Annotated in this window: 6 protein-coding genes; all 6 read right to left on the minus strand. The window is 43.3% G+C overall.

The features are described from left to right. Window positions 1-6 precede the first annotated feature (6 nt). Window positions 7-630, minus strand: a complete 624-nt coding sequence (locus A2W93_14725) for a zinc transporter ZitB (protein ID OFY52593.1) — start codon at window positions 628-630, stop codon at window positions 7-9. Window positions 631-799: 169 nt separating this feature from the next. Further along, window positions 800-3,715, minus strand: coding sequence for a hypothetical protein (locus A2W93_14730; GenBank protein ID OFY52594.1), 2,916 nt, complete (start codon window positions 3,713-3,715; stop codon window positions 800-802). Window positions 3,716-3,858: 143 nt separating this feature from the next. After that, window positions 3,859-4,806 (minus strand): glucokinase, encoded by a 948-nt coding sequence (locus A2W93_14735; protein OFY52595.1) that lies wholly within the window; start codon window positions 4,804-4,806, stop codon window positions 3,859-3,861. Next, entirely contained in the window at window positions 4,803-6,233 is a 1,431-nt protein-coding gene (locus A2W93_14740) for a fucose permease (protein OFY52596.1), read from the minus strand. Before A2W93_14740 ends, A2W93_14735 begins: the two co-directional genes overlap by 4 nt. Window positions 6,234-6,595: 362 nt before the next feature. After that, window positions 6,596-7,300 (minus strand): RNA pseudouridine synthase, encoded by a 705-nt coding sequence (locus A2W93_14745; protein OFY52597.1) that lies wholly within the window; start codon window positions 7,298-7,300, stop codon window positions 6,596-6,598. A 172-nt stretch (window positions 7,301-7,472) separates the two neighbouring features. After that, window positions 7,473-8,288, minus strand: coding sequence for a 3-methyl-2-oxobutanoate hydroxymethyltransferase (locus A2W93_14750; protein ID OFY52598.1), 816 nt, complete (start codon window positions 8,286-8,288; stop codon window positions 7,473-7,475). Window positions 8,289-9,180: the final 892 nt, after the last annotated feature.

A 9,180-nucleotide genomic window follows, 5' to 3' on the forward strand; every position in this document is an offset into this window, starting at 1 on the left:
AGATTTTTAAATCAAACTCTTCCCGCTCTGCACTATCAGTTTGATTGACCAGCGCGAAATGATGACTGCACCTGCCAGAGCACATGCTCCGTCGATCCAGATGATGTCCCATGTCATGGCAACTATCAAACCTCCAATAGCCAGAATGCTGGTGAGCGCATCTGCCAGAACGTGTAAATATGCGGCCTGCAGGTTATGATCTTTCTCTTCTTCGTGATCGTGACGAAGCAATATTGCACTGAGAATATTGATGGCAAGCCCGATACAGGCCACTAAAATGGCTTCGCGAAACTGAATGTCAACCGGATTATTGATGCGTTGAATAGCACCCCAGGCAATTCCAAAGGCAAACACAAGCAGCAGTAGCCCGCTGGTGTAGCCCGAAAGCGAAAGAATGCGGTCACCTTTGTCTTTATATTTTTCGATATGCGAAACTCTGCGGACAATGATGTAGGCCACCCAGCTTAATCCAATAGCCAGCACATGCGAACCCATGTGAATACCATCAGCAAGCAGCGCCATCGAATTCGTGATTACGCCGAAAACGACTTCTACCGCCATTGTTACTGCAGTCAGCAAAACAACAATCAGTGTTCTCTTCTCGTGTTTATGGAGATGCTTTTCATCCATAATGCAAAAATACAAAATTGCTCAATGCGCAACGCACAACGCGCAATGCGTCGGAAGTTGAAAGTTCATCAGGTTCACAAAGTTGAAAGGTGACGTATATTGCACACCGTTAACCGCACACCATTAACCATTAACCGATAACTATCAACCGTTAACTATTAACCGTTAACTACTCAATAATGATTTCATCCACAAAAATCCACGCTTTTCCACCTTTGCCTAAATGCCAGTCGGGGCACACTCCGTAATTCTTTGCAAACACCTTGATGTAACGCGCTTCTACTGGTTCGAAATCAAGCGGAAAATCCATCACGAAAGCTCCTAAATCTGTGTCTGGGACAGTGTGTCCGAGCGCGCCGAGTTTTGTGTAATTTACACCATCGAGCGAATAATAGTATTCAACACTGGTTGGCATCCAGATCCACGAGCGCGCTTCCTGTAAGCAGCCCAGTGTAACGCGGTGTACCATTTGTTTTTTGCCAAGATCAACCACTGCGGTGAAATCTGTTCCTTCATAGCCCTGCCAGCCGCCGGTTCGAAAATCTTCGCCACCGCGCTGCCCGTCAACAAGTCCGGATGGTCCGCCGGCAGTGTATTGCGAATTGTATGGCTGAAATAATTCAACATTAAGATGAATATTCTTTTTTATAACCTGCGTAAGTTCAGACAACGTTTGACCCACATTTCTGTACTCAACCATTGTTGTCTTCTTCATCTTCAATGGCTTTCTATATGGAGTCCATTGTTCACCCGGATGAATGCGATATTCCATATTACAACCGGTTGCTGAATGCAAGGTCATCATATTTTTTTTGGGGAACAATTTTCCATGAAGCAGAGTTGCAAATGGCATAGGATTTACCACAAGTCCGGTTATTGCAGAAAATGGTCTGTCGTCCGTGCTGGTGCCGCGATTGCCGGGTTTTGGACCCATTACAAATTTCAGTTCTCCGCCGAAAATAATATCGTCGTAAGAAATATAATTTTTATTGTATTGAACCCCGTTGAGAATAACCTGCTGAATGTATTTGTTTTCTTCGCTCAGACCAATGGTTTTGATTGAAAAGGAATTTCCGTTTTCGAGATGTATTGTTGCTTCGCGATGTTGCGGGGAGCCGAATACGAAATTTCCGTCGGCAGGATTTACAGGATAGAATCCGAGAGAGCTCAATACATACCATGCCGACATCTGCCCGCAGTCTTCGTTTCCGGAGAGTCCATCCGGAGTGTTTGAATACAAATTATTTAATATCGAATCACAATAATATTGTGTTTTCCAGGGCTGCGACGTCCATGCATACAGGTAGGCCATGTGGTGGCTGGGCTCATTTCCATGCGCATATTGTCCTATCAACCCTGTAATGTCGCTCTGGTCGCGGCCTGTAGTTGTGGGGTCGGCTTCGAACATTGAATCCAGTTTGTCGGCAAATATTTTTTCTCCGCCAAGCAAATCAATGTAACCGCTGACGTCCTGCGGGATGTAGAAGTTGTATTGCCAGCCATTGGCTTCGGTGTAATTGAATGTTACTTCGCGCGGATCGAATGGCGAAAGAAATGTACCGTTCGCTTTGGGAGCATGGAAGCCGTTTTCCGGATTAAATATGTTCTTGTACGACTGGGCTCGTTTTATAAATTCTATGTAAACCGGTTCGTTGCCAAGTTTCTGAGCTACCTGCGCAATACACCAGTCATCATACGCAAATTCAAGGGTTTTCGAAACGCTCTCCGATTCGCGATTTGAAGGTATGTAGCCACATTCTTTGTACACTCCGATTCCGCCCCTTGGCGTATTTGCTGTTTCCACCATCGCATTCAGCAACAGTTTCTGAGTGTCGGGATTTACGATGATGTCATTCATGATTGCAAATGAAATAACTGGAATGCTGTGATTTCCGATCATGCAGAAAGTCTCGTTAGCTGCAAATTCCCAGACAGGCAGCAACCCGGACTGATTGAATTGTTCAAGAAATGTAAGAACGTAATCGCGGGTGCGCTTCCTGTCGATTATGCTCATCAGCGGATGATATCCGCGATAAGTGTCCCAGAGCGAGAAAACAGAATAGTAGTCAAATCCTTCAGCTGTGTGTTTTTCAAAATCACGCCCGAGATAGGTGTTGTCAACATTGGTAAAAATAGTCGGCACAATCATGCAATGATACAACGCTGAGTAAAAAATTATTTTGTCGTTTTGATTTGGAGTTGAATATTCAATACGCCCCAGTTCCTTGTTCCACGCTTCGGTTGCCTGATTCAAAACCTTCTTGAAATTCCAATTTGGAATTTCAAGATTCAGATTATTTCGGGCATCTTCGACGCCTGTTGCTGACATTCCAACTTTCAGCAGGATAGAAGAAGATGTATCGGAAAGAAAAAGGACTGCTTTCAGGTTTGTTCCAATGGCAGTATTGATGCCGGTTTGCAATGTGTCGTTGAGATACAGAAACCTATGTCTTATCGGCTGAGACAGTTTAATAACAAAATAAAATTTCTGATTGTTCGCCCATGCCTTGCTGTAGCGCACACCGCTGATGGTGCTGTCGTTTTCAAATGTGATTTTCGAAAAGGTTACTTCATCGCGGTATTGCAGGTCAATCAGAATTTTATTTTTATTTTTCTCCGTAAAGTTGTACTGATGCATCCCGCAGCGGGCGGTGGCAGTCAGGGCAACATTGATTTGATTTTCTTCGAGCAGCACTTCGTAGTATCCCGGAGATGCATCTTCGTACCGGTGCGAAAACCGGCCGGCAGTATTCAGTTTGGATAGGTTCGGATATGCTTCAACGGCTTTGTCGGAGTAGGGCATAATGAGCAGATCGCTGTAGTCCGATACGCCTGTACCACTTAAATGTGTGTGTGAGAAACCAAAAATCACGGAGTCGCTGAAATGATAGCCCGAACAGCCGTCCCAGCCTTCTTTGCGGGTATCGGGACTCAGCTGCATCATGCCAAATGGATATTGCGCACCCGGATACGTGTGGCCGTGGCCGCCGGTTCCAATGAATGGATTGACATATTTTACATAATCGTTTTGGGCAAAAGTGCTGACAGTAAGCAGAAAAAGCAGCGTTGTGAATATTGGTCTCATCTTAGTATTTTTAGGTCAAGGTTGAGGTCAAGGTTAAAGTCAAGTTTGAGCGAACAAAGAAATTAGAATAATGCAGGATACTTCAATCCAAGCTTCACTTCTTACTTCGTAATTCCTTGTTCAGTGTTCATGATTCATTGGGTTTATTGAACAAGCGAAGCAGCGCCAAGAATAGCAGCATCATTGCCGGGCAGGGCTGACCATTTTAGTGCAACTTTATTTTTGTAAATCTGCAACAGAAATTCATTGAAATATTTTTTCAACGGCAGCATGAGCAAATCTCCAGCTTTGGCTACGCCTCCGAAAATATAAATCGACGACGGACTGGTATGGGCTACTGCATCGGCCAGTTTCAACCCAAGGTGCCATGCGGTTTTATCAAAAACTTCAACGGCAATATGGTCGCCCTGTAATGCTGCTTCAGCAATTGTTTTAGATGATAGTTGATCTTTCGGAATTTTGCTAAGAACAGAGTTTTGGCCGTTCTCTGCGATTAATTTGAGAGCTGTTTTTACAATTCCAGATGCCGAGGTGTAAGTTTCAAGACAGCCTTTGCGACCGCATCCACACTGCCGTCCGTAAGGATCAACTATGGTGTGTCCGATTTCACCCGCAAAACCATCGTGACCGTAAATAAGATTACCATTTGCTACAATGCCGCTACCAACGCCGGTTCCCAGGGTGATCATTATAAAATCGTTTTCACCTTTGGCTGCGCCGTAAATTCGTTCGCCCCATGCGGCCGCGTTGGCATCGTTGGTTAGCAATACTTCAGCATCGGGAAAATGTTTTTTTATAAGATCGGCAAAATGAATGACCCCTTTCCATGGAAGATTCGGAGCGAATTCGATGGTGCCATTGTAGAAATTCCCGTTTGGAGCGCCAATGCCGATCCCTTTAAGTACGCATCCTGTCTCACTTACCATGCTTAGTACCATGGCAGAAACTGCGTCAATAAATTCTTCAGCAGTATCAAGACCGACGGTGGGCATGTTTTTTCTCAGCACTATTTCTCCGCTGGGAGTAACCAGTCCTGCAGTGGTATTGGTGCCTCCTATATCAATTCCGCAAACCAATTTATTTTCAATCATAATGAACGGGGTTTATATCCTTTGAAACCATAATAAGCCAGATAAGCATAAGGAATAATGAGAATCAGATACGACATTTGAAGTCCGGTCTGATCGGCCACAATTCCCAAAAATGGCGGTATGAGAGCGCCTCCGAGAATTGCCATCACAAGCAGCGATGAGCCCTGACTTGTGTATTTTCCAAGTTTGTCAATAGCCAGCGTAAAAATATTTGACCACATGATTGAATTGAACAGGCCTATACCGATAATAGCCCACAGAGCCAATTCGCCAGTGCTAAATACTGTGATCAGCAATAACGTTATTATAAAAAGACAGAAAATTCCAAGTGTTCGTGCGGGTTTCGAGCAGCCAAGCATGAAGGCTCCAAAATTCACAGCCATGAGTGCGAAGAACCAGAGTACTCTTTGAATGTCGAGTCCGCTTTCGAGATAGCCAGCGGTGTATATGACAAGGAATCCAAGAATAGCTGCCAGAGCCATCCAAAAATACTTTTTAATACTATTTGGCATTCCGTTTAGCGAGATGGCTCCGATGAAACGGCCTATCATGGCGCCACCCCAATAAAAAGCAAGAAATAGTTTTGCTTCCATTTCGGCATAACCCGCCAGGTCGTTCAGATAGTTGATTATGGTGCTGCCAATGGCCACTTCGCTGCCTACATAAAAGAAAATAGCAATAATTCCAAGAACGAGATGCCTGTATTTCAGCGCGCTGCCGCCATCACTTTTCACTTCTTCGGCTTCGATGCGGGGCAGGTGAGAGAATGCAAATACCAATGCCATCAGAATAAAAACTCCGGCAAATATCAAATAAGGAAGCTGTACACTGGATGCAGAAACTGTGGTTCCACCTTCGGTGAGCACTTGCGCTCCGCTGTTTGTCAAAAGGGGAGTGCCCCATTGCGCAAACAAATGAAAAACGAGATAGCCGCCAACGATAGGTGCAATGGTCGTTCCGAAGGAATTAAAACCCTGCGAAAGATTCAGCCGGCTCGAAGCTGTTTCAGGACTTCCCAGAATGGCAACATAAGGATTGGCAGCAATCTGCAGAATTGTAAATCCGAGACCGAGCACAAATAAGGCAGCCAGGAAAAATCCGTACAGATGCATGTTGGCGGCCGGATAGAACAATAAACAACCGATCGCCGACAGTAGTAATCCCGCAACAATTCCTTTGCGATAGCCGATTTTATTTATTGGATCGCCAAATGCAGAAGAAATGATGAAATACAACAGTGATCCGATGAAATAGGCTCCAAAGAATGCCATTTGTACAAGCATGGCCTGCGCATAATTTAGTTCAAAAACCTTTTTTAAATACGGAATCAAAATATCATTCATGCAGGTGATAAAACCCCAAAGAAAAAACAGGGTGGTCACCAGCGCGAAAATCACTTTTTGTTTTGAAGATGTTGTATTGTTCATACAAGGGAATTTATTGACAAAAATAGGATATTAAATAAAGGGCAGACAGTCCTTTTTTATCAAAATGAATTCTTATATGACGAAAGGATGATTTTTTGATGAAATGGAACGGCTTCATAGTCCTCGAAGGGTACTAGACAGAAGGCTGTCTCAAAAAGAACCTTTCTGCAAAAACAACATTCCACCGTCCGAAAGCGACGAAGGAGCTGTAGGACATGGAACCGTTGATTTTGCTGTGTTACGACGGTTCCATGTTCCGGCATGCAAGTCATTCGTCAACTCAAAAGTTTGCCAGAACGGTGGAATGTCGTAACAATGCTGTCGTTTTGAGACCTTCTCCAGGTGGTAAAACCCATCGAGGGCTATGCCTCAATGTACTTTGCAAGCTCAATCCAGGGCTGCACTTCGGGCAGGGGAGCTGAGAAGGTGAGCATTTTCTTTGAAACTGGATGCGGAAAGGTAAGTCTCCACGACAGCAACGACAAGTTCCCATCGGGGTTTGAGCGCTTTGCTCCGTATTTCAGATCGCCTTTAATAACACAACCAATATGAGCCAGCTGCGCGCGGATCTGATGATGCCTTCCGGTAAGTAAATCTATTTCAACCAGCGAATAGTGATCTGAGCTTCCCAACCAGCGATAACGCAGAACGGCTTCTTTGCTGGATTTTGACGGGTTGTCAACAATAAATGACTTATTCAGTTTTTCGTTCCGCTCAAGATTATTTATCAGTTCTCCTTCTTCCGGCGCAGGTTTAGCGCTTGTGACAGCCAAATATGTTTTTCTGGCCATTCCTTCGCGGAACGATTCATTCAGCCGTTCAAGTGCTTTCGAAGTGCGGGCAAAAACCATCACGCCACCTACAGGCCTGTCGAGCCGGTGTATTACGCCCAAAAACACTTCGCCGGGCTTGTTATATTTTTCTTTAATATATTCTTTTAAAAGATCGGGCAACGTCTCGTCTCCGGTCTTATCACCCTGCGAAATCTCGCCATGCTGCTTGATTATCACCATTACATGATTGTCTTCGTAAAGAATGCGGGATTTTATTGATTTGTTTTCAGACATTATCTTCGTTACACGTTACAAATTTTCAGATTAAATTTCTCTTGACACATTTTCACATCTCCATATTTCCACATCATTTTGTTACAAACGTTACACGTTACAATTGTTACACAATACAGACGTTACAAATTTTCAAATTATCAGCACAATACCACATCAGCACATCAGCATATTAGTATTGCTCTTTATCGCTCGGAAAATCTTCAGTTTTAACGTCATGAATATAATTGGTTACCGCACCGGTTATTTCAGCAAAAAGGTTGTGATAGCGACGCAAAAAACGTGGAGAAAAGTCCTGATTGATTCCAAGCATATCATGCAGCACCAGCACCTGACCGTCGCAATGGTGGCCGGCTCCGATGCCGATGGTTGGAATTTTAAGACTCTGACTAACTTCCTGAGCCAATTTAGCCGGAATCTTTTCCAAAACAATTCCGAAGCATCCGGCTTTTTCGAGCAATAAAGCATCTTCTCTTAGTTTCTTTGCTTCTTCCTCTTCCTGAGCACGGACCGAATAAGTGCCAAACTTATAGATGGATTGCGGTGTGAGCCCAAGATGTCCCATAACAGGAATTCCAGCCGACAGAATACGCTTCACACTTTCGATAATTTCTTTGCCGCCCTCCATTTTTATGGCGCTGGCACCGGCTTCTTTCATAATGCGAATGGCCGATTGCAAAGCTTCCTTCGAATCACCCTGATAGGTCCCGAAAGGTAAATCAACGACAATCAGCGCGCGATCTACTCCACGCACCACCGACATGGCGTGATAAATCATCTGCTCAAGCGTGATTGGCAATGTTGTTTCGTTTCCAGCCATGACGTTCGAGGCTGAATCGCCCACGAGAATAATATCGATGCCGGCTTTATCAATGATTTTCGCCATAGAGAAATCATAAGCTGTCAGCATGGCGATTTTCTCACCCTTGAGCTTCATTTCCTGCAGCACATGGGTCGTTATTTTTGGCAATGTTCTGAAATCAGTCATTTCAATTTATTTAATGCAACAAAGATAGAGATTATAAGAAATACAAATACAGCCCGATATTCCAGGGCGATGATATATGATTAAAATAGCAAAACACAATTTCAATCAGAAAACTGCTTCTATTCATCTGGCAATTTTCTGAAAATTCAGTTCGGCAAACCGATAGTCTTAATTAAAAGTTTTGAACTATTGATCTCTGCTGGCTTTATCTTTTTTCTTGGCAGCTTTATCGAGACGTTTTTCTTTTAAAGTCTTTGTCGGAGCTTTTTTCACCGATTTTTCCTTAAGTGTTTTTTCCTTTGACATAGCTTGATGTTTTTGGATTTGTTGTGACAAAGATAAAATTTATTTCTGCAGAAATCAAAAATTCGTGATGTATTATTTTCATGTTTGTGAACTCATTTAAAAGCTATTTCTGTCAGAAACGAATGAGTTACAACAGGGCAAAGGTATTATTGAACAGGTGATTATCCTATTGGGGATAAAAAATATGAATCAGCAATTGTATTCAAGAATTTCAGTTGGGGACGAAAAATAGGTACAATAGCATTATAATGTATCGATGTCCCGGCATGCAAATTTTTTTGGTACATCAAGAACAATATAAACAATGGATGTCCTGCTATCCACAAAATACAGGTGCATCAATAGAGTTATAAACCAAGAATGTCCAGTTAGGGACAAAATATTGGTGCATCAGAAACATTATAATCCGCAAATGTCCAGTTAGGGACAAAATATTGGTGCATCAGAAACATTATAATCCGCAAATGTCCCGTTAGGGACAAAATATTGGTGCATTAGAAACATTGTAATCCGCAAATGTCCCGTTAGGGACAAAATATTGGTGTATTAGAAACATTGTAATCCGCAAATGTCCCGTTAGGGACAA

It is taken from the genome of Bacteroidetes bacterium GWF2_43_63, from assembly GCA_001769275.1.
In the GTDB taxonomy this organism is placed as follows: Bacteria; Bacteroidota; Bacteroidia; order Bacteroidales; family DTU049; genus GWF2-43-63.